Annotated in this window: 17 protein-coding genes; 9 read left to right on the top strand and 8 right to left on the bottom strand. The window is 68.7% G+C overall.

Going from position 1 to position 20,696, the window contains the following annotated elements:
- Positions 1 to 1,153 precede the first annotated feature (1,153 nt).
- Positions 1,154 to 1,792 carry a TetR/AcrR family transcriptional regulator gene (locus ACWDV4_RS23120; RefSeq protein ID WP_449982131.1) on the top strand — a complete coding sequence of 213 codons (639 nt, stop codon included), beginning with the start codon at positions 1,154 to 1,156 and terminating at the stop codon, positions 1,790 to 1,792.
- Between the two features lie 65 nt (positions 1,793 to 1,857).
- Positions 1,858 to 2,082 (top strand): DUF3107 domain-containing protein, encoded by a 225-nt coding sequence (locus ACWDV4_RS23115; protein WP_449982128.1) that lies wholly within the window; start codon positions 1,858 to 1,860, stop codon positions 2,080 to 2,082.
- A gap of 110 nt (positions 2,083 to 2,192) precedes the next feature.
- Here the strand turns inward: ACWDV4_RS23115 and ACWDV4_RS23110 are convergent, their stop codons facing one another.
- Entirely contained in the window at positions 2,193 to 2,948 is a 756-nt protein-coding gene (locus ACWDV4_RS23110) for a ferritin-like fold-containing protein (RefSeq protein ID WP_449982125.1), read from the bottom strand.
- Between the two features lie 322 nt (positions 2,949 to 3,270).
- Here ACWDV4_RS23110 and ACWDV4_RS23105 point away from each other — a divergent pair, with 322 nt between their 5' ends.
- The 3 genes from ACWDV4_RS23105 (at position 3,271) to ACWDV4_RS23095 (ending at position 7,068) form a co-directional block, all read left to right on the top strand.
- Entirely contained in the window at positions 3,271 to 4,977 is a 1,707-nt protein-coding gene (locus ACWDV4_RS23105; RefSeq protein WP_449982122.1) for a DEAD/DEAH box helicase, read from the top strand.
- Between the two features lie 191 nt (positions 4,978 to 5,168).
- Positions 5,169 to 6,359: a class I SAM-dependent methyltransferase gene (locus ACWDV4_RS23100; RefSeq protein ID WP_449982120.1), complete on the top strand. Its 1,191-nt coding sequence runs from the start codon at positions 5,169 to 5,171 to the stop codon at positions 6,357 to 6,359.
- A 256-nt stretch (positions 6,360 to 6,615) separates the two neighbouring features.
- Complete coding sequence (locus ACWDV4_RS23095) at positions 6,616 to 7,068, top strand: helix-turn-helix domain-containing protein (protein ID WP_449982166.1); 453 nt, start codon at positions 6,616 to 6,618, stop codon at positions 7,066 to 7,068.
- 9 nt (positions 7,069 to 7,077) lie between these two features.
- On the opposite strand, the gene ACWDV4_RS23090 is transcribed toward ACWDV4_RS23095, so the two are convergent.
- Entirely contained in the window at positions 7,078 to 8,022 is a 945-nt protein-coding gene (locus ACWDV4_RS23090; RefSeq protein ID WP_449982117.1) for a hypothetical protein, read from the bottom strand.
- 159 nt (positions 8,023 to 8,181) lie between these two features.
- Between ACWDV4_RS23090 and ACWDV4_RS23085 the strand changes: the two genes are divergently transcribed.
- Positions 8,182 to 9,144, top strand: a complete 963-nt coding sequence (locus tag ACWDV4_RS23085; RefSeq protein ID WP_449982114.1) for an NlpC/P60 family protein — start codon at positions 8,182 to 8,184, stop codon at positions 9,142 to 9,144.
- A gap of 110 nt (positions 9,145 to 9,254) precedes the next feature.
- Here ACWDV4_RS23085 and ACWDV4_RS23080 read toward each other — a convergent pair whose 3' ends face one another.
- On the bottom strand, positions 9,255 to 11,456 hold the full coding sequence (locus tag ACWDV4_RS23080; RefSeq protein WP_449982112.1) for a DEAD/DEAH box helicase: 2,202 nt from the start codon (positions 11,454 to 11,456) through the stop codon (positions 9,255 to 9,257).
- Between the two features lie 429 nt (positions 11,457 to 11,885).
- On the opposite strand from ACWDV4_RS23080, the gene ACWDV4_RS23075 reads away from it, so the two are divergent.
- The gene (locus ACWDV4_RS23075; RefSeq protein ID WP_449982109.1) at positions 11,886 to 12,269 is read left to right on the top strand and encodes an MmcQ/YjbR family DNA-binding protein; all 384 of its coding nucleotides are present in this window, start codon (positions 11,886 to 11,888) and stop codon (positions 12,267 to 12,269) included.
- Between the two features lie 245 nt (positions 12,270 to 12,514).
- On the opposite strand, the gene ACWDV4_RS23070 is transcribed toward ACWDV4_RS23075, so the two are convergent.
- Together ACWDV4_RS23070 and ACWDV4_RS23065 are read right to left on the bottom strand one after the other, a co-directional pair.
- The gene (locus ACWDV4_RS23070) at positions 12,515 to 12,703 is read right to left on the bottom strand and encodes a DUF397 domain-containing protein (RefSeq protein WP_184534423.1); all 189 of its coding nucleotides are present in this window, start codon (positions 12,701 to 12,703) and stop codon (positions 12,515 to 12,517) included.
- Entirely contained in the window at positions 12,694 to 13,488 is a 795-nt protein-coding gene (locus ACWDV4_RS23065; RefSeq protein WP_449982106.1) for a helix-turn-helix domain-containing protein, read from the bottom strand. Before ACWDV4_RS23065 ends, ACWDV4_RS23070 begins: the two co-directional genes overlap by 10 nt.
- A gap of 762 nt (positions 13,489 to 14,250) precedes the next feature.
- Here ACWDV4_RS23065 and ACWDV4_RS23060 point away from each other — a divergent pair.
- Together ACWDV4_RS23060 and ACWDV4_RS23055 are read left to right on the top strand one after the other, a co-directional pair.
- Positions 14,251 to 15,585, top strand: a complete 1,335-nt coding sequence (locus ACWDV4_RS23060) for a TrkH family potassium uptake protein (RefSeq protein ID WP_449982164.1) — start codon at positions 14,251 to 14,253, stop codon at positions 15,583 to 15,585.
- Positions 15,575 to 16,249 (top strand): potassium channel family protein, encoded by a 675-nt coding sequence (locus ACWDV4_RS23055; RefSeq protein ID WP_449982104.1) that lies wholly within the window; start codon positions 15,575 to 15,577, stop codon positions 16,247 to 16,249. Before ACWDV4_RS23060 ends, ACWDV4_RS23055 begins: the two co-directional genes overlap by 11 nt.
- Before the next feature lie 113 nt (positions 16,250 to 16,362).
- Here ACWDV4_RS23055 and ACWDV4_RS23050 read toward each other — a convergent pair whose 3' ends face one another.
- The 3 genes from ACWDV4_RS23050 to ACWDV4_RS23040 all read right to left on the bottom strand — a co-directional run bounded on the left by ACWDV4_RS23050 (position 16,363) and on the right by ACWDV4_RS23040 (position 20,673).
- Complete coding sequence (locus ACWDV4_RS23050) at positions 16,363 to 18,027, bottom strand: protein kinase domain-containing protein (RefSeq protein WP_449982101.1); 1,665 nt, start codon at positions 18,025 to 18,027, stop codon at positions 16,363 to 16,365.
- Positions 18,028 to 18,099: 72 nt separating this feature from the next.
- Positions 18,100 to 19,662, bottom strand: coding sequence for a fused MFS/spermidine synthase (locus ACWDV4_RS23045; protein WP_449982099.1), 1,563 nt, complete (start codon positions 19,660 to 19,662; stop codon positions 18,100 to 18,102).
- Positions 19,663 to 19,698: 36 nt separating this feature from the next.
- Positions 19,699 to 20,673, bottom strand: a complete 975-nt coding sequence (locus ACWDV4_RS23040) for a coiled-coil domain-containing protein (RefSeq protein ID WP_449982161.1) — start codon at positions 20,671 to 20,673, stop codon at positions 19,699 to 19,701.
- Positions 20,674 to 20,696: the final 23 nt, after the last annotated feature.

Here is a 20,696-nt window from a genome sequence, read left to right as displayed (position 1 = left end):
GAGGCGGTCCGTCGGCCGCCGCCCCGGGCTGCGGCCCGCTCATTGCCCTCGGTTCCCAACCGGAGGGCTCGGACGGCTGGTACGGGCGATCCGACTGCCAGGTCTGCTCTGGGAGACGTTGCCTGGGGACTGCCTCGGGCTCAACCTGATCGGGCTCCCCGCCTGTCCCATCCGGCCTGCCCATCGGGTTCGGCGGGGTGGTCGGCTGTCCGTACCCGCCCGAAGGCCGAAAGCCCGGCGGAGCCTCGTACGACGGCTGCGGCGGGGGCGGCGTGGTCTCGTAACTCGACTGCCGGTATCCCGCTGCTTCCCCGGCTGCCGAAACTGGATTGGCCGCCCACTGGGTGGGCTGTCCCCCCGATCCGATGTTGCCCCGAGATCCGGCACCTCCAGATCCGGTGCCCCGCGATCCCGGATCGTCGTCCACGGCGTGCCGGGCCGACTCAGCCTCGTCCGTCATCTCCATCGTGGGCTGTGGCTCGGGCAGGCCGGTACGGTCGGGCGCCAGCGCTGGGCGCTGGGCTGGTACGGCCAACCGCTCGTGGGCGGGGGCGGGGGCGAGAATCGGGGCAGGGGCGGGACTCGCGACGGGTTCCTCATACGCACGTGGCGGAGCGCTGACCGGTTCCCGGAGCGCCACGGCGGGGGCGTCTACATACCGCTCGCCGTGGCTCACGTTTGTGCTCGGTTGGTGGCCATCATGGCCAGCACCGTTGTTCGGTTGGTGGCCGTTGGTGGCCGGCCGCTGAGCAACCGTTGGCAGTGTCGGCAGGTGGGAATAGTGCATCGACCGCTCCGCCCAGGCCGGTACGGACTGAGACTCGCCCGTCTCCCGCCGCTGGGACCGCGTCAGATCGGCGTCGGAACCCTCAGCATTGGCCGGATCAGCCCATGCTGTGTTGCTCGGAGCCCAACCGTTGGACAGCCGGGTCGGATCCCCGTTCGGTTCTGCCCCGTTGCCATTCTCACCGGATCCGGCAACCCCGGGTTGCCCTGTTTCGTCCACCGTGCGCTCCTTGGTCGCCCCCGCTGAGGCTACCGTGTGGGGACAGTGGCGATAAGTTACAGCAGCGGGCTATTTCGGCGACCGGATGATCCGCACGATCGGTGCTGGTGGAAGGTCGGTCGCGGGTAAGCGAACTTGGAGGTGCCCATGACGGCAGCGGGCAGCGGCGCGCAGACGGCCGGCCGACCCACTCGCCTGCCTCGATCGGCACGGCGTAAGCAGCTGCTGGCCGCAGCGCAGGAGGTGTTCGTCGCACAGGGTTATCATGCCGCTGCGATGGATGACATCGCCGAGCGAGCCGGAGTCTCCAAGCCAGTCCTCTACCAGCATTTTCCCGGCAAGCTGGAACTGTATCTGGCCCTGCTGGACACCCACTGCGACGCCATCGTCGGCAAGGTGCACGAGGCGATGCAGGCGACGGCCGACAACAAGGAACGTGTCAGCGGGGCGGTCCGCGCCTACTTCGACTTCGTAGATCACAAGAGCGAGGCGTTCCGGCTGGTCTTCGAATCGGACCTGCGAAACGAGCCGGCGGTACGGGAGCGGGTGGAACGCGTCGAACAGGGATGCATCGCCGCCATCACGGATACCATCATTTCGGACACCGGAGTAAATCGGCCCAGTGCCGAACTGCTGGCCTCCGGGTTGGTCGGCGCGGCGGAGACGGCCGCCCAGTTCTGGCTCGCTGGAGGCCGTAAGGTCCCGAAGGCTGAGGCGGAGGAGTTGCTGACCGCGCTCGCCTGGCGCGGCATAGCGGGCTTCCCGCTGCAGGGCGAGTCAGCCTGACGGTCGCCTCCACTGATCGGCTAGCCTTCAACGGCGCAGTTTTCCGTCCAGATTGAGGAGGCCCCGTGGAGGTCAAGATCGGCGTTCAGTACGCGCCCCGCGAGCTGGTTGTGGAGAGCGCGCAGTCACCAGCTGAGATCGAGCAGATCGTGACCGAGGCACTCTCCGGCGCCAGCACCCTGATGCTGACCGACGAGAAGGGCCGGCGGGTGATTGTGCCGGTCGACAAGCTGGCCTACGTCGAAATCGCCGAGGCATCCCCGCGCGCGGTCGGCTTCACCGCTCGCTGAACGACTCCGGCCAGCCGGACCAGACGGCTCCAGCCAACCGGATCAGAGAACGCTGACCAGCCGGACCGGACAACCTCCGGCCGGCCGGATCAGACAGCCGGTGGGCCTGATCAGTTGTTCAGGCCCACCGCCGTCATCCGGGTGGTATGTGCGGCGGTGAGCCGCCGGAAGAGTTCCTGCACGCCGGTCTGGTCGCCGGAGCCGGCCACGATCAGCGTGGCCAGGGCAGTCCGGTCACCGGCCACCCGTCCCGCCTGCGACAGTCCTTCACCGACCAGACGTCGGGCCCACATGGACAGCCGGTTGGCCACCTTCGGATCGGCCGCGATCGCCGCCCGAATCTCCTGTCCGGCGAAGTCGTCGTACTGGGTGTCGTGCAGGACATCGAGGACCAGTTGCCGGTCGGGGCCGGCGAGGAACCCGGCCACCTCCCGGAAGAAGTCGTCCGCGATCGCGTCTCCGACGTACGCCTTGGTCACCGCCTCCAGCCAGTCCTTTGGCTCGGTCGAGTCGTGGTACGCCTGGAGCGCCGCCACGTATGGCGTCATCGCGTCATCTGGGGAGACCCCCAACTGCACCAATCGGTCGGCGAGACACCGGTAGTTGGTGATCTCCACTGCCGCCATCTCGCTGAGGGCGGCCCGCCGCCGCAGATCAGGTGCGAGTCGGGCATCGGCTGCCATCCGGTCGAAGGCCAACAGTTCGCCATAGGCGACCAGACCGAGCAGGTCGACAACGGCATCGGCCGCCTCTGGGGCTGCGAGGGACACGTCGGCCTGGGGTGTCAGTGCGGTTCTCGGGCTGATCGTCGCACCCGGAGCACGCTCGACGGGCGCTGATCCGGCGGGTTCTGTGGGGGCGGACACGTCCGCAGATTACTCCCCGGACCGGACGAGGGCCGTCCGTCGGCGTTCTGGGAGATGTCCCGCCAAGATGTGGCCAATGCCACTCCAGGGGACCCCGCCGCATCATGTTCCACCAAGGCTTGGGCGACGTTTGCCCGGCTCAGGTAACATGGAGCAGTTACCGCAGGCCAACGAACTGATCACACTTCCTGCCTGCGATGCGCGTGCGGCCCGGTTCGACCTCGGCAGAAACAGCCGTCGACCCGTGTGGCCCGCGCCACACCGAAAACCGCGCCCTACTCCACTAGCGGGGCGCACCACGAGAGGGCACCCCCACAATCAAATGGACAATAACCACGAAACGGCAGGCCAGGAATTGGCCGCCATCGCGCCGGTACGCCCCGAGGCTCCCACTTTCGCCGCCCTCGGCGCGCGCCAGGAGACCGTAGACGCGCTCGCCGCGGTGGGCATCACCCGCGCCTTCGCCATCCAGGAGTACGCCCTGCCGATCGCGCTGCGGGGCACCGACCTGATCGGCCAGGCACCGACCGGCACCGGCAAGACCCTCGGCTTCGGCATTCCGCTGCTGGAGCGGGTCTTCGCCCCGGGCGAGGGCGGGGACGGCCTGCCCCAGGCGCTGGTCGTCGTACCCACCCGCGAACTGGGTCTCCAGGTCGCCAAGGACCTTGCCGCCGCTGGTAAGACCCGAGGAGTACGGGTCCTGCCGATCTACGGCGGCGTGGCCTATGAGCCACAGGTCGAAGCGCTCCGCCGAGGGGTGGAGATCCTGGTCGGTACGCCCGGCCGGCTGATGGACCTGGCCAAGCAGAAGCAGCTGCGCCTCGACCGAGTGCACGCGCTGGTCCTGGACGAGGCCGACCGGATGCTCGATCTGGGCTTCCTGGACGACGTCGAGAAGATTCTGGCGATGCTGCCCGAGGACCGGCAGACCATGCTCTTCTCGGCCACGATGCCCGATCCGATCGTCGCCCTGTCCCGGCGCTTCCTGCGTCAGCCGGTGACGATCCACGCCGGGCACACCGCCGAGACCGGACCGTCGCCGCAGACGCAGCAACTGGTCTACCGCACCCACTCACTGAACAAGATCGAGATCGTCGCCCGCATCATGCAGGCAGAGGGTCGCGGCCTGACGATGATCTTCACGCGTACCAAGCGGGCCGCCGACCGGGTCGCCGAGGACCTCGACTTCCGTGGCTTCGCCGTGGCGGCCGTACACGGGGATCTTGGTCAGGGTGCGCGGGAGCGGGCGCTGCGCGCCTTCCGGGCCGGCAAGATCGACATCCTGGTCGCCACCGACGTGGCGGCCCGGGGGCTGGACGTCACCGGCGTCACCCACGTCGTCAACTACGACTGCCCCGAGGATCAGGACACCTACACGCACCGGATCGGCCGGACCGGTCGGGCCGGCGCGAGCGGCGTGGCGGTGACCTTCGTCGACTGGGACGACATGCCGCGCTGGCGGATCATCGACAAGACGCTGGGGCTGGAGATGCCCGAGCCGCCGGAGACGTACCACACCTCCGCGCACCTCTACACCGACCTGGACATTCCGACCGACGCCGCCGGCACCCTGCCGACCGCCGAGCGCACCCGCGCCGGGCTCGCTGCCGAGGTCGAGGAGGACCTGGGCGGACGATCCCGGGGCAGCGGACGGCGTACGGAGGGTCCCGGCCGGGGCCGACAGTCCCGTCGCCGCCGGGGCCCGGACGGTGCCACCGGCGCCACCACGGACTCCGACACCGGCACCGAAGAGTCGTCGGAGGTCAGCCGTCCGCCGCGCCAACGGCGTCGTCGCCGGGCCGGTCAACTCGTCAGCGGCACCGAGACCGTCGAGACGGACTCTGGTGAAGCAGCGTCCACCGAGGCCAGCCAGGCAACCGCCGAGCTCAGCCGGACGACCGGCGACGAGCCCGGCGAGACCATGGCGGAGGCGAAGCCTCGGACCCGGCGTCGCCGCCGTCGCGGCGGTCGCGGATCCCGCAGCGAGTCCACCGCCGCTACCTCGGACGTACCGGCATCCGACGCCTGACCCCCGACGGGCTCAGGATCAGGACCGGTTGGCGGCCGGTGGGGAACCAAACAGCTTGATCATTCGTGACAGCGTGTCGCGCATGCAGACGGCGCACGAGGTTCTCCTCACGCTCGCCAACCGGTACGTCTCCGGCGAGATCGCGATGCCCCGACGACCGCCACTGATCTGCGGCGGAGCAGAATGTCGACATGCCGGAACCGCTGGACGTGGTGCTCGCCGAGGTGCGGGGCCTACTCGTCGATCCGGGTCTGACCCGAGCCGTGGCCGCCGGCCGACGCCGGGGGCAGACCCCCTCGGTCGTACGCGCCGAACTGCGGCCGGTAGCCCTCAAGGGCGGTTCCCGACTTCAGATCGTCACCTCGGACGGCCACCGGCCGTACACCCGTAACGTGATGCCGGGGCCGGAGACGGAGGCGGCGGTCGACGCCCTGCTGGCCGAGCCGTTCGGCAACTGGCACGTGGAAACCGCCGACGCCACCGTGCAGGTACGGGTGACCAAGAAGGGTGACGCGCAGGTGCACCGGGCGGCGGCAACCCGGCCGACGACACCGCCAACTGGGCACGACCGGGAGAAGGACTATCTACTCGACCCGGGTGATCCACTCTTCGCCGCGATCGGCGGCAGCGCCGCGAAGCGCCGCCAGGTCGATGCGTTCCTGCGGGCGTTGGCGGCCACGCTGCCCGACGACCTGACTGGTCAGCTTCCCGGCGCCGCGACCCGCCCGCTGCGAGTAGTGGACCTGGGCTGCGGAAACGCCTACCTGACGTTCGCGGCCTTCCGCTACCTGACCGACCGGGGCATCGAAGTGGACCTGGTCGGGGTGGACGTACGCGAGGACCAGCGGCGGCGTAACACCGAACTGGCCACGGAACTGGGCTACGCCGACCGGGTACGGTTCGTGGCCGGCACCATCCTGGATGCCGAGGTCGATCCGGCCCCCGACCTGGTACTCGCGTTGCACGCCTGTGACACGGCCACCGACGAGGCACTGGCCCGAGCGGTGCGCTGGGGTGCCCGCTGGGTGTTGGCCGCCCCGTGCTGCCACCACGATCTCGCGGCGCAGCTGCGCGATCGGCCGCCGCCGGAGCCGTACCAGCTGCTCACCCGGCAGGGCATCCTGCGCGAGCGCTTCGCCGACGTACTCACCGACGCACTACGCGCGGCGCTGCTGCGGTTGCACGGCTACCGGGTCGAGGTGGTCGAGTTCGTCGACTCCCAGCACACGCCCCGCAACCTGCTGCTCCGGGCCCGGCACACCGGCTCGCCACCGACCGGGCAGCAACGGGACGAATATCGGCAGCTGGTGACGCAATGGCAGGTCACACCGCGACTGCTGACTCTGCTGGGTGCGGCCGAGGAGCCGGCGCGGCCCGCTTAAGGCCCACCCTGAGTTGCCGGTGTCCCGCTGCCCCCTCGCCAGCGGGACACCGTAGCCGCGCCCGGAGGACCGGCCCGTGCGCCGTCGGGGTCGACAGGGAGGGGCCGAGCATGGGCGACGCCCCCAACGGTGACATCCACAGTAGTCAGTCTCTTCTACGGGACCAACAGAGTTAGCCAGCCGAATTCATCGCACCGGACTACGCTCTACCCCAGCCCGCCGTGATCTGCCAGGAAGAGGTCGTCCCCTGAGTGCGCTGGAGGCCGCCGACGAGTCACCGCAGGCGGCGTTTTCCCGATTCGTACGACAGGTCGTCGACCAGGCTCGGGACGAGCGCGGCTGGACTGTCACCGACCTGGCCGCGCACACCCGGATGGGCCGCTCCACCGTGTTCCGGTGGCTGGCTGGCGACTGGCACGACTATCCGGAGTTGGCCAAGGTACGCGGTTTCTGCGCGGCCCTGGACGTGCCCGTTGCCGCCGCCTTCTGGGCGCTGGGCCTGCCCGACGCGCTACCGGCCGACCAGCCGGACCGCCGCCCGGCCACCGTCGAGGACGACAGCACAGTGGCGGCCGACGTACGAAAGATCCTGGCTCGGCTGGCCGACCCGGTCGTACCATCCGCAGAGAAGCGGCTGATCCGGGACATGTTGCGTCATCTGGCCCGCCGGCCCGGCTCGACGCGGACGGCCCGAACACCGTCAGCGTGAACTCGGCGGTCAGGACACCGTCAGTGTGAACTCGGCGGTCCGGACAACGCCGGCCACCTGGAAGTCGAAGTAGAGGCGGTAGTTGCCCGGGCTCGGCACGGACAGCCAGAACTTCACCGCACCGCCGACCAGTTGCTCCTCCGGATGGATGTGCACGTAGCCAAGGTCGCCTTCCCGCAGCGCCACCAGGTGCCCGTACGCGCCGAGATAGCGCTCGATCCCGGCGACCGGACTGCCGTCCTGGAAGACCCGGAACAGCAGCGGCTGGGTCGCGTCGACCTGCGGGGTGCCCTCGTAGGTGATGGTGAAGCCGTCGACGGCCGCTTCCCGGGCGACAACGGGCAGGGTCCGGGGCGCGTACGCGCCGGCGGCCACCATGTCGACGCCGAGGGTCAACGCCGTCTGCCGGCCGGCGGCATCCTGGGCGGTGAAATCGGCGTACGCCCGCCAGATGCCCGCCTCGGGCAGGGTCAGCGGAATGCTCCAGGTGCCATCGGGGGCCATGCTCGGGTGCAGGTGCTGGAAGCCGGAGAGATCCCGGCGTACGACGATCAGGTGCATCGGCTTCTCGTGTACGACCGCGAAGTCGGTCACCGCCGTACGGTCGGCACCCTGGACCTGAAAGCGAAGGTCCTGTTGACGGCCGACCGGGAACGATGTCGCGCTGGGCACCAGGGTGAATCCGCCCGCACTCAGCGACAGTCCGCCCACCGTGGTACCGGTCCCGCTGCCGGTCGTGCCGCTGCCGGCATGCTCGTGCGGTGCGGTGCCGGGCGGGTGCAGATGGCCGTCGTCAGCGGTGCCGCCCACCGAACTGCCGGCGACCGGGGCGGTTCCGGTGTCGATCCGGCCGATAGCGAAGCCCGCGAGCAGGGCAAGCACCAGGCCACCCAGCACCAACGCCAGGCGGAGCGAGCCGAGATCCAAGCCAGACCGGATCTGCTTAGCGGACATTTAGCACAAACTCCCTGAATGACCGAGTTCGCGGAATGACGAACCCTGACGACCCTGGCAAACCGCCACCATCACGTCGAGGATACCCCCCTGCCGTATTGACATTCATTCATGTCTAGCTTACGTAGCCTTTGACAGACGTAAATCGTTGTACCGATCGTGCCGACAACCACCTTGCCGCGCCGTGCTGCCACTCTGGCAGCCGGGGTGACCGTGGCCCTCGCGCTCGTACCTGTCCCCGCTCTCGCCGAACCACCGGACGAACCGGGTCCGGAACGGGTCGCCGCATCCGCGGACGGCCTGGAGAAACTCGTCGAGGAGCACACCGACCTACAGGAGGAACTGCGCTACACCCGCGCCCGCATCGCGGCCCTCACCGATCAACTGGTCGCGCTGGAGCGCCGACTGAAGGCGCAACGTGACCAGATCGGGCTCGTCGCAGCGACCCACCGCACCCGGGGCACCAATCCGATGGCCGCCCTGGCTGGGACTCGGTCGAGCACCAGCCGGGTGGACCCACTGCTGACCCTGGAACGACTGGACCGCCGGCCGGACGAAGTCGTCTCGGACCTGTCCCGGTCTACCGAACGACTGCTCGCCGACCACCGGGTGGTACGGGACGAGATCGTCCTGCAACACGCTCGCGAGCAGCAACTATCCGGACGAAACAAGCAGATCGAGGCCGAAATCAACCGGCTGAACCGGCTCCGCACGGAGCAGGGGGGCGCACCACCGAGCACCGAGTCGGGAGCCGAACGGGCCCCCGCCCCACCCCCGGCCGGCCTACGGGTGGTCCGGTTCGCCTACGCGCAACTCGGCAAGAACTACCGCTGGGCCGGATCGGGCCCGAACGGTTACGACTGCTCCGGGCTGACCCTGGCGGCCTGGGCAACGGTCGGGGTGAAACTGCCACACAACGCCGCACAGCAGTGGCGGGTGGTGACCCGGATCAACCGGGCCGCACTCCGGCCGGGTGACCTGGTCTTCTACTACCGTCACATCGGCCATGTCGGGATCTACGTGGGTAACGACAAGGTGATCCACGCCCCCCGACCCGGCAGGCAGATCCGAGTCGACAAGACCGACTTCCAACCCGTACACGGTTACGGCCGACCTCGCTGACCGAGCTGCATCGAAGGGGCTGTCCAGCGCTGGACAGCCCCTTCGACGTTGTCTTTGACCTGGCACTCGGTCGTGCCGGTCAGCGGGTCAGCGGGAGGCGGTCGCCCCGGTCAGCCGGCGATCGCCAGGGCCAGCGGCAGTACGCCCGGTGCGCCAGCCTGACGCAGCAGCCGGGACACCATGGTCATGGTCCAGCCCGAATCGACCAGGTCGTCGACGAGCAACACCGGCCCGGTCACCCCGGACAGGACTGCCGCCAACTCGTCGGGGATCACGAAGGCGTCGTGTAGCGCGCGTACCCGCTGGGCGCTGTTGCCCCGCGCCCCGCCGTCCCCTGTCGCCGAATCCCGAGCCGGCACCTCCCCGAGCAGCGGTAGCCGACCCACGGTGGCGATCCGCTCGGCGAGGCTGCGTACCAGCCGGGGCCGGTGGGCCGAACCGACCGCGACCACGCCGACTGGCCGCTGCGCCCACGGGTCGTCGCCGTGGGACCACGCCTTCAGCACCTCGATCACCGCGCCGGCCACATCGTCCGGCATCGGTCCGTCGGGCGAATCCGGGCCGACCAGCGTACGCAGCCGCCCACCCCAGCCAAGGTCGGAAAGCCGCCCGACCGCCCGACCGGACAGGGCCTGCTCATCCGGGCTGATCTTCCCGCGTAATGGCACCCCGACCGCCGCCAGGCCGGTGGGCCACATCTTCTTCGGCGTGATCTCGGCCCCGGGGCGACCGAGGAACGCCTGTGCGGCGGCGAGCGCCGGGGCCGAGACGTCGGCGTCGTACTGCGGCCCGGCACAGCGATCGCATCGACCGCAGCGGGTCGCCCCGTCGTCGTCCAGGCATCGGCGCAGAAACTCCATCCGGCAGCCGGCCGTTTCGGCGTACTCCCGCATGGCCTGTTGCTCGGCGGTGCGCGCCTGGGCGACGCGCCGCAACCGCTCGACGTCGTAGTGCCACGGCTCGCCGGTGGCGAGCCAGCCGCCGCGCACCCGACGGACCGCGCCGTCGACGTCGAGGACCTTGAGCATCAGTTCAAGCCGGGTACGCCGCAGGTCGACGATCGGTTCGAGGGCTGCTGTCGACAGTGGACGATCTGTCGGAAGCGCGTCGAGTACGGCCCGCACCTGGTGCTCCGGCGGGAACGCCAGCGAGGCGAAGTAGCGCCAGATTGCCTGGTCCTCGACCGCGGGCAGGAGCAGCACCTCGGCATGCTCGACTGCCCGGCCGGCCCGGCCGACCTGCTGGTAGTACGCGATCGGCGAGGGTGGTGCGCCAAGGTGCACCACGAAACCCAGGTCGGGCTTGTCGAATCCCATCCCCAGTGCTGAGGTGGCCACCAGCGCCTTGATCTTGTTGTCGAGCAGGTCCTGCTCGGCGGCCCGCCGGTCGGCGTCGTCGGCCTGGCCGGTGTAGGAGGCCACGCTGTAGCCCCGGGAGCGCAGGAATTCGGCCGTCTCGCCCGCCGCCGCGACGGTGAGGGTGTAGATGATGCCCGAGCCGGGAAGCTGGTCGAGGTGGTCGGCGAGCCAGCCGAGCCGGTGGGCCGGGCTGGGCAGATCGAGTACGGCCAGCCGCAACGACTCGCGGTCGAGCGGGCCACGCAGCACCAGAGCGTCGCTCAGCTGGGTCGCCGGATCGTCGGCCGGAGTTCCGACGTTGCGGGGTTCGACGCTGAGTTGTTCGGCGACGTCGGCGGTGACCCGGCTGTTGGCGGTGGCAGTGGTGGCCAGCACCGGGGTACCAACCGGGAGGTTCGCCAGAAACGTCCGCAGCCGGCGGTAGTCCGGCCGGAAGTCGTGTCCCCAGTCGGATACGCAGTGCGCCTCGTCGACCACGAGCAGCCCGGTGGTGGCCGCCAGTTGCGGCAGGACGGTGTCCCGGAAGTCCGGGTTGTTGAGCCGTTCCGGGCTGATCAGCAGTACGTCGACCGTGCCGGCACGGATCTCACCGGTGATTTCGTCCCACTCATCCAGGTTCGCCGAGTTGATGGTGCGGGCCCGGATGCCGGCCCGCGCCGCCGATTCCACCTGGTTACGCATGAGCGCCAGCAGCGGCGAGACGATGACGGTCGGTCCGGTTCCGGCGGACCGGTTGTCCGGACCGGCGTCGAGGGCACGGAGCAGGGCGGTGGCCACGAAGTAGACCGCCGACTTCCCCCAACCGGTACGTTGCACGCAGAGCACCCGCCGCTTGTCGACCACCAGCGCCTCGATGGCCCGCCACTGGTCCTCCCGCAGCCGTGCCCGCTCACCGGCCAACTGGCGCAGCACCGCCTCGGCCTGTTCCCGTACCGCCACCCGGTCGACATCCATCCGGCATTTCTACCAGGATCGGACAGGGCATCACCGCCGGCCGGTGCAGATGAGGTGCTGGTCGTCGACGTGGACCCGTCCTTGCCGGAGATGGTGCTGCGAGCCGTGGCGGTGCTGTCGCCTTTGCTGGTGGGAGCGGCGCAGGCGGGAACCGTTCAAGAAGATCGTCAGAGTTCTGGAACCGAGACCTTGGAGCCAAGTGGCCCCTGGAGGGGCCGGTTTCCTCCAAGGTCTTCACGCATCCCAACTTGCGGAACGTAGCTCCCGTGTTCTGGGAGGCTGCAGGCAGGTCGGGCCGGGCGAGGTCTGGTCAGCCGCGTGCGTCTCCAACAAAAGGTGCCCGCGAATACCTCGTCGTCAGGCGGCAACTAGTCGAAGGCACCGTGGCCGCCCAGGATGTGCTTACCTTCTGACATGCCGCATCCCATCATGTTTGACGAGGCAGACCCGCTCCTGGGCCGGCTGCGGGCGCTCGCCCTGACCTTCCCCGACACAGCCGAAAAGGTCTCTCATGGGCGTCCTGCCTTCTACACCACCAAGGTCTTCGCCTACTACGGGGGATCGATAAAGGTCGACGGCGTCTACCAACAGCACGAACAGTCGGTAATCGTGCTGGTTGACCCCGAAGAGCGCGCGGCGCTGCTGGCGGAAAACCGTTGCTTCGTACCGGCCTACCTGGGTGCCTATGGGTGGGTCGGGGTGGACCTGACCGATGACATCGACTGGGATGAGGTCGGCGAGCTACTCGACGCCAGCTACCGACGTACAGCCGGGGCACGCAGGATCGCGCTGCTCGACTCCCGACGGCCCTGAGCACCCCGCAGCTGCTCGGCAGCTCAGTCGCCGCGAGTCGTGGGCGGCGCTAGCCGATGATCTTCACTCGCCGTGCGCCGCCCCGGCGCCCTTGGATCGTCGGCCGATGCGCGCTCGTGCCGCCGAGCGGGCGACCGTGCTAAGCGAGCGACCGCGCTGGACACCAGCGATCCGGGTGTCGACCGGAGCAGCAACGACAACGCCCCCGCATCATGGTGATGCGGGGGCGCGTCGGAAGTCTGTCGTCAGGACTGCTTGGCGAAGCCGACGAAGGCCCGCCAGGCGGCCGGACCGAAGGTCAGGGTGCCGCCGTCCCGGTCCTTGGTGTCCCGCACCAGGACCACGCCGGGCAGGTTGTCGGCGACCTCCACGCACGCCCCGCCGTTGCCGCTGGATCGGGTCGACTTGCGCCACTTGGCGACGGTCATGTCCATGTCTTCGCCACATCCTTGATCAAGTCGATTGACTGGCGGCGGGGAAGCGCGATGGAGCGGATCGCCTCCCACGTCTTGGTGAGCCTAGCAATGTCCATCGAATCGTCCATGATCTGTGCGCGGAGCTGGTTGTCCGCATAGGCGACTCGGCCACCATCGGGCAGTTCGGCGATGATGAACTGGCCAGCAAACCCGAGATAGATCCCCTCGGCCGGCACGACATGCAATTGGACGTTCTCCCGCTCCGCGTCTGTCACCAGCCGTTCCAACTGCTCGGCCATCAGCCCCGGGTGATCCGGCACTGGCCGACGCAAGATCGCCTCGTCGATAACGGCGATGAAATGCGGCGGGTTGTCCCGGTCCAGGATCGCCTGGCGTTCCAGCCGGGCCGCAAGCTGCTGCTCCGCCTCCTCGGCGGTGAACCGGCCGCCGGCTAGGGTTGCCCGCGCGTAGGCCTCGGTCTGAAACAGCCCTGGAATGACTAGCGGCTCGAACCAGCGCAGGGTGGTCGCCTGACGCTCGAAGATGATCCACTCACGCAACCAGATCGGCGTAGCCTCCAACGCCCCCAGTTTCTTGAGCATCCGCAGGAAGAGCCCACCGGTCTGCAGGCCCGCGTCCACGGCCTCCATGTAGGAGACGGTGGGCGACCGCTGTCCGGTTTCCACACTGCTGACATGGGACGCCGAAAATCGAATCAGTTTGCCGAACTCCTCCTGACTGAGACCTCGCGAGGCACGCGCATGCCGTAACTCCTCCAGGATGTACTCCATTGCTACGCTCATCGATCCCCCAGACTCTACTCAAATTCTCCCCGGATTTGCCGTGCCGAAATCTGAGCGCACACGCATAGGCACCAGAACTGCGCGAACGGCAATGAGGTATTCCGAGAGTAGCGGTTCGGATACCAACATGTCTCTATCGGATGTGGTGGTCCGGCAAGGCCACGTCAGGGAACGCATCCGGCGCGGGGCCATCGCGGCCTTCCCACACGATCAACGCGATGGCCCCGCCCCAGCCACTTTCTGGAGGTGACCCACCATGACCTACAGCGGCGACTACGAACCGATTCCACACCACCGGCCGCCCCGACCGTTGCGCGATCAAGACGCAGCACCCGCCACCGATGGCGACACGGTTCACGATCCACTAATCGGAACGGATTCCGGTTCGAATTCCGAGCCGGAATCGCAGCCGCAGTCAAACGCTCCCACCGAATTGGCGCTTCGCCAACGTATGCCAAATCGCCGCTCTATCTGATAGAGAGAGCAGCCGGCCGAGAGGCTGCTACTCCCGGGCGAGGAGAGCCGCGTCAAGGCGTACCTCTGTCTGGTTGGCCCGTCCCCGTACTACCACGGGGATGGGTCCCGCCACCCGGCGAGCCTGCTCTTCTGGCTCTGCCGTACCTGCGTCGCGTGCTCGGCCGGAAAGACCGTGACCTGACACAGGGCGGCAACCACCCGAGGCGTACGGGTGAATCATTCAGCTTGCGCAAAATGCCGGGCTGCTCCCGTGATATCCAAGGGCGGGTGAGGGCTCGGGGATTGATGGCGTCCGCCCTGCGCTACCCGGTCCGGGCCGTACCGCTGGCCTTCCTCGGGGCGATCGCGGTGGTGACCGCCCTGCTGATGCTGCCTGCCGCTCGGGCCGGTCCGGGTAGTGCCCCGTTCCTGCCCGCCCTCTTCACCGCCACCTCCACGGTCTGCGTCACCGGCCTCAACGTCGCCGACACCCTGGAGTACTGGTCCACCTTCGGTCACGTGATCATCACCGTGGCCACCCAGGTCGGTGGCTACGGCATCATGACCGTGGCGATGCTGCTGGCACTCGTCGTGTCCCAACGACTCGGCTTACGCAACCGGCTGCTGCTGCAAACGGAGAGCGGCGGGCTTTCCCTCGGCGACGTACGGTGGGTGCTCCTGCGCGGCGCGCTGATCATCCTCTTCTGCGAGTCGATCATCGCGGTGGTGCTGGCCGGTCGGCTCTGGCTCGAATACGCCTACTCGCCGGGCCGGGCCCTCTGGTACGGCGTGTTCCACGCGGTGCAGGCGTTCAACAATTGCGGGTTCGCGCTCTTCGAGGGCAGCCTGACGAAGTTCGTCGGCGACGCGTGGATCTGCCTACCGATCACATTCGGGGTGATCGCCGGATCGATCGGGTTCCCGGTGCTGTTCGACCTGCAACGGTGGTGGCGTCAGCCGCGCCACTGGTCGGTGCAGACCCGACTGACCATCGGCGGGTCGATCACGCTACTGGTGGTGGGCTTCCTGGTCATGCTCGCCGCCGAATGGGCCAATCCCGACACGCTCGGTCCGTTCGATGTGCCCACCAAACTGCTCGCCGCCTTCGTACAGGGCACGATGCCAAGATCCGGTGGCTTCAACAGCGTCGACTACGGCCAACTCCATGACGAGTCGATCGCAATCACCATCGGGCTGATGTTCATCGGCGGCGGCAGCGCCAGCACCGCCGGAGGCATCAAGGTGACCACGTTCTTCCTGCTCGCCTTCGTACTCTGGGCCGAGATCCGGGGCGAGCCGGACGTGGTGGTCGGTCGGCGGCGGATCGCGACCGCGACCCAGCGGCAGGCCATCACGATCGCGCTACTCGGGGTGGCGGCGACGGCGGTCGGGACACTGCTGATGATGGCGTTCACCAAGGACCTGCTCTTTCGCTGGGCGATGTTCGAGGTGGTCGCGGCCTTCTCCACCACCGGCCTGACCAGCGGCGTCACCGGGAAGCTGCCGGCCGAGGGGCAAGTCCTGTTGATCGTCCTGATGTACGTCGGCCGGCTCGGCACCATCCTCGCCGCCTCGGCGCTCGCGCTGAACACCCGACACCGGCTCTACCGATACCCAGAGGAGCGACCAATTGTCGGCTAGAAAAAGGGCTACGGCTGCCGGGGGTTTCGTGGTGATCGGCCTGGGCCGGGTCGGTAGGCAGGTGGCCATCACGTTGACCCAGCTCGGACACGAGGTACTCGCCATCGACAACGACCCGAAGGTGGTGCAGAGCCTGTCCCATCAGCTCACCCATGTCGTACAGACCGACTCCACCGACGAGACGGCACTGCGGCAGCTCGGCGTACCGGATTTTGAGCGCGTAATGGTGGCCCTGGGCACCGCGGTCGAGGCGAGCATGCTGACCGTCCTGGCCCTGACCGAGATCGGCAGTTTGGAGATCTGGGCGCGGGCGTCTTCCCATGCGCACGCCAAGATGCTCAACGCGATGGGTGTCGCACACGTGATATTTCCCGAAGCTTCGATGGGCGAGCGGATCGGCCATCTACTGGTTAGCCGGATGATCGACTTCGTTGAGATCAACGACGACTTCGCACTGGCCAAGACCCGGGTGCCGGGCGACATGGTCGGCAAGTCCGTGGCGGAACTCGATCTCTGGGGGCGATATCGGGTCTCGCTGATCGGAATCCAGGGCCCTGAGGAGACCTTCACCCACGCCGGCCCCGAAACGGTGCTGCCGCCGGACAGCATCCTCATCGTGGAGGGAACGATCGATCACGTCCAGGCTTTCGCCACCCTGTCCTGACCCATCGCCGCGCCAGCCCAGCCCGCGCCAGCCCAGCCCGGGTCAGGCCAGCCCGGGTCAGGCCAGCCGGGTCAGGCCAGCCGAGTCAGGTCGAACCGGGTCAAACAACCAGGTCAGTCGTCATCGTCCTCGTCGTTTGACTTCTTGGCACCCTTACCTTTTCCCTGCCCTTTTTCGCTTTTGTCGCTTTCGTTGGACTGATCGGTTTCCGCGTCCCGGCCAGGACTCTTCCGATTACCGGATTCCGAACCCGCGACAGGTATCCGGGCGCCAGGCGGATCGGCTGACGCGGCGGTCCCACCAGAGGTTCCGGTACGACCGGCAACGCCCAACACCTGGACCCCGCAAGTCGTGTCGCCAAGGCGGAACTCCACCGGAAGCGGATTACCCCCGGCATACTCACCGGTCAAGCCGAGGGCAGTGGAGTCACCAGGGGCGAGTTCGAACTGACCTGCGGTCGGCCGGATCACCACCTGCCTCCCCCGCTGCTCCCACCGACCCGAGTCTCCCTTTGTGATCGCCTGGTTGCCTGGGAACGAGAAGGTCAACGACCAGTCCCGCACCGCCTCGACCCCGGTGTTGGTCACCGTCAGGTCGGCGTCGAAGCCGCTGCCGGAGTCTTGGCGCAACGCGTACTCGACCTGGCAGGTCGACGTCGAAGCCTGCGCGGCCGGCGGGGCACCGCCGCTGGCCGGTGGTTGAGCGGTGACACCCCAGAGCAGACCGGTCACTGCCAGCAGCCCGACACCGACTGCGGCGACGCCGCCCCGTCCCGCCAGCAAGGTCCCAATTCGCGCGCGGGGAGAATCGTCGACCCGCCACGACTCGGTCGACCAGGAGTCCACGTCGAGTAGGCGACCGGTTGCCTGTGGATCTTCGTCCACCCCGGCCGCAGCCGCCGGACCGGTCGGCGGGTGGATCAATGGCCGGGTCAGTGTCGCCGGACCGGCGGCGGCCATCAGCACGGCGGCCACCTCGGCACTGCTCGGCCGATCGCCCGGAGCCTTCGCCAGGCAGCGGCTGCACAGCTCTACCACCTCGTCGGGAAGGCCATCCAGCGCGGGCATCGGCTCCGGCTCCCGACGACGGTGCGCCCGGAGCACCTGGGTGGTCGTGCTGACCCGCCACGGTAGGCGACCGCTGAGGGTGCGATAGAGCAGCAACCCGAGGGCATAGACATCGGCGGCCGGGGAGACCTGCCCGCCGTCCAGCCGCTCCGGTGCCAGGTACGCGGGAGTACCGAGCAGGCTGCCGTCCTGGCTGACGTCGCGCTCCCCGATCAGCGCGGAGATACCGAAGTCCACCACCTTCGCGCCGGTCGAGGTGAGCATGACGTTGTTCGGGGTGATGTCCCGGTGCACCACGCCCCGGGCGTGCGCGCCGGCCAGCGCGGCGGCCACCTCAGCGCAGACGAGCACGGCATCGCACCAGGGCAGCCGCTCCTGCTCGGCTAGCCGGGTCGCCAGCGAGTGGCCATCGACTAGTTCCATCACGACGTACGGGATGGTCAGGCCGTCATGGCGGGACTCTCCGTAGTCGTACACGTTGGTGATGTGGGGGTGACACAGCCGGGCCGCCGCCTTGGCCTCCATCCGAAGCCGATGTCGGAAGGTCCGGTCGCCGGCCAGCCGGGGAACGAGCATCTTCACTGCGACCTCGCGGCCCAGAACCTCGTCGTGGGCTCGCCACACCACCGACATCCCGCCCACGCCAAGTCGGTCGACGAGCCGGTAACGCCCGCCGAGCGATTGCCCAACGTAACTGCCCGTGCCTCCCATGACCAGGGTTTATGCCCGTCGCATGCACCACTTACACCTTGCCGGCGCGGTTGCCGGTGAATCGTTCTCGGATCAGGAGGTGGCGAGCAACTGGTCGACCGGGGCGTACTCGTCGGTGAGCACCAACGCCCCGTCGATGAAGTCGGTCAGGGCGGAGCCGTTGAGCAGGGTGACCGGCTCGTCGCTCACCACGTCGAGGCGCGCCCGCAGGGCGGTGAGCGGTAGCGGCGTCTGGGCCGCGACGATCACGAAGTTGGCCCCCTGCGTACCGGTCAGCGCATCCGGCTCGGCGATCAACGCGACGTGCGAGAACTCGGCGGCGACGGTGGCCAACTCGGCTCGGATGAACCGCAGCGGCGGATAGTCGATCACGTTCTGCACGTAGATTCCGTTCGGCCGGACGACCCGCCGAACCTCGGCGGCCATCTCCCGGGTGGCCAGGTGCCAGGGCACCGCGATGTGCCCGAAGGCATCCCCCACCACCAGGTCCGCGCTGTGGTCGGGCCGCGCGGCCACCAGCATCCGGGCGTCGCCGACCACCGCTCGCAGGTCCGGCCCGGGGCGGGCCGCCAACTCCCGCTCGGCCAACTTCACCAGCTCACCGTCGATCTCGTAGACCACGTTGTCGGTGCCGGGTCGGGTCGCGGTCAGGTAGCGCGGCATGGTGAACCCGCCGCCGCCGAGGTGCAGGGCGTCGAGTCGTACGCCGGGCGGGGCCAGCACGTCGGCGACCGCACCGAACCACTGGGTGTAGGCGAACTCCAGGTGGGTCGGATCGGCGAGGTCGACGTACGAGTGCTGTGCCGAGTTGAGCAGCAGCATCCGACCGCTCGGCTTGGCCGGGTCGGTGGCCACCCGGGCACAGTGGTACGCCGTCTCCACGTCGCACGGGTTCGGGGCGATGGTGGCCAGCCCCGCGCCGACCAGGCCGAGTACCGCCACGACCGCCTTGATCCGGGGCTTGCCGGGGACCGTGGTCCGATCCTGCCGACGCAGATAGATGCCGAGGGCGATGCCGGTGACCCCGAGCACCCCGGCGAGTCCGAGCATGATGGCGCTGCTCGGCAGGGCCGCGACCAGCACGAATCCGGTGCCCAGGGTGGCGGTGATGCCGCCGAGCGTGCCGATGCTGGAGAGCCGCCCCACCACCTGACCGGTCTTACGCAGGTCACCGAGCTGCAACTTGACCACCAGTGGGGTGATCGCGGACAGCAGGGCCGCGGGCAGGAACACCGCCAGCGCGGTCAGCAGCAGGATCCCGGCGGTCGCCCCGCCGCGAAGCAGCTCACCGGCGTAGCGCACCAGCGGCAGGGTCACCGCCGTGGCGATCCCGGCGAGCACCAACGCGGGGGCCAGCAGTGGGCGCGGGTCACGCCGGTCGGCGGTCCACCCGCCGAGCCAGGCCCCGTACGCGATGGCGGCCAACGCCACCCCGATCACCGCACTGGTGACCTGGAGGGTCACTCCGACGTACGGGCCGACCAGGCGTAACGAGGCGGTCTCCAGTACGAGCACCGCGCCGCTGGACAGAAAGACCAGGATGGCGGCCAGGGCGGAGGGCAACGGGCGGGGTGCCGCCACCTGCCCGTCCGGTACGGGGTGGGTGGCGGCGACGTCCGACGGTGGAGTTTCCATCGCTGAGATGGTACGCAGCGTCATCCCCGCTGCGGGTCAAAGCATCGATAAATGAACATGGTTCGTGTGATCGCTGGCCGGGGTGCCGCTGCCGTTGTAGGCCCGCCAGCCGGTACCCGGCATCCAGATCTGCCGATACCAAATCACATAGAGCACGCCGAGCCGGTCGGCGTTCTTGACGTAGTAGGCGGCCAGGTTGTTGCCGTAGGTCCGTTCCGCCCCGGTCGCGTTGGCGTCCTTGAAGCCGTTGCGGGCCGAGGCGAAGTCGCACGCCTTGCCCTTGGGGTGTTCACCACCGCCACCGCTGCGGTAGCAGGAGACGTACCAGGTGAAGCCGGCGGCCTTGGCCTGGTTCATCGCGTGCAGGGTGCGCGGGCTGATGCAGCCGCTGGTGGTCGGGTCGTTGACGGTGCAGGACTCCTTGGGCCAGGAGCCGTCCGAGTTGCGGGGGGCCGGCTTGGCCGCTGCGGAGTTGGCGTTGACATAGCCGCCGCTGCTCCCGCCACCGACGGCGGCCAACGCCCGTTCCGCCTCCTGCTTCTGCTTGGCGATGATGGCGACCTGCTTGGCCTGTTCGCGTACCTCGTTGTCGATCGCTGCCTTCGCCCGGGTCGCCTGTTCCCGGGCCGCGGTAAGCGCGTTCAACTGCCGGTCGTCACGCTGCGCCATCATCTCCAGCATCGCGGCCCGTTCCAGGAACGCGTCCGGGGAGGCGCTGTTGAGCAGCATGCTCGTCGGGGTCAGTCGCCCCATCCGGTAGGAGCGGGCGGCGACCACGCCCACCGCGGCGCTGAGTTCCACCAGCCGCAGTTCGATTTTCTGGAGCTCAACGGCCAGCGCCGCCTGCTGCTTCTGTGAACTCTCCAGCTTGGCCTTGGCCTCGATGTGTCCCTTGGCGGCCGCTTCGAGGGCGTCCCGCAGCTTCTTGCTGCCCCCCTCGTCGCCGAGGCCCGGTACGGCGAACGCCGGTGTCACCGGGCCGCCGAGGGATAAGATCGTCGCGGCGACCATAACCACGATCAGCCACAATGTGC

Source organism: Micromonospora sp. NPDC003197, from assembly GCF_053590565.1.
The sequence above is the reverse complement of the archived record's forward strand: the minus strand, read 5'-3'. Positions and strand labels throughout refer to the sequence as shown.